General features: G+C 58.1%; 2 protein-coding genes. Both read right to left on the bottom strand.

Annotation, left to right across the window (positions count from 1 at the left end; all coding sequences use genetic code 11):
• A partial coding sequence (locus tag ABJ99_RS00025) for a TIGR03751 family conjugal transfer lipoprotein (RefSeq protein WP_054084082.1) occupies positions 1–385 on the bottom strand: 385 nt, incomplete at its 3' end.
• Positions 363–952: TIGR03752 family integrating conjugative element protein (locus ABJ99_RS00030; protein ID WP_080377947.1), on the bottom strand; the 590-nt coding region annotated here is incomplete at its 5' end. The genes ABJ99_RS00030 and ABJ99_RS00025, both read right to left, overlap by 23 nt.

Below are 952 nucleotides of genomic sequence, written 5' to 3' on the forward strand. Positions count from 1 at the left end.
ACCCCGGTACTGGCGCGGGATCTGAGCCCGCCAGGTGAGGGAATACGTACATGACCAGGTCCGGATTGGGCAGGCGCTTGAACTGGCTGTAGATCTCGTTTTGAGCGGTACGGGTGTAGGCCGCGCTATCCTGTAAGGGCTGGGTAGCGCGTACATCGATTGGACGGCGCAACTCCGAGCGTGCATCGAGCAATTGCCGGCCACTAGCGCTCCCGGCCGAACCGGTCGTCCCTTGGTTCCAGACATCCATCATGGTGTTTTGACCATGCGGAAGCATTTGCTCTTTGTTTGTCGAGCATCCAGCCAGCAAGCCCGCCGTGAGAAGGCAAAACATCAGCGCGCTGCGCGCTGACCCCAATTGATCAATCCAGGTTGGCATTGGCATGGTTCGCTCCTGAGGCGTATTTGACCTTGCGGCCTTTGAGTTCGTAGTCAATTTCCAGCTCCTGATCGATGTGCAGTGAGACTTGCGCACCAGGCAGGACATAAATGGCCGCGAACGCTTGTCCGTAGAGTTTGTTAACCCAGCTCGAAACATCCGTGACGCCTTGGGTCAGGATCTTTCCCATCGCCTCGTTACCAGACAAACCGGTGCTACCCAGCGTCCCAGAAGCGTTCGAGACGTAAGAGGAGGTGCTGCCCTCGGTCTTGATCAACGAGGCTGCTCCAGCACCTGCTGCGGTAATCAGGGCTTGTGAACCGATGTACTGCTGCGCATTGCTGCGTCGCTCGCCGGCGATACAGGGAATGCCGTAGGGATCACTGATCCAGCCCAGACCACCCTGGATGGGTTGTTGGTCGCCAGAGTTGTTTTGGTTGTTCTGGTTATTATTCTGCTGATTACCGCCCTGGGCTGGGGCGGGTAACGTGCGGACAGTCCCATCGTTGAACACGAAGGTCAGGCTTTTGATCTGCCCCCGCACGCATGAGAGGGTCCAGTCGCCGGACGCTG

This window comes from Pseudomonas syringae pv. cilantro, assembly GCF_001293775.1.
Lineage (GTDB): Bacteria > Pseudomonadota > Gammaproteobacteria > Pseudomonadales > Pseudomonadaceae > Aquipseudomonas > Aquipseudomonas syringae_P.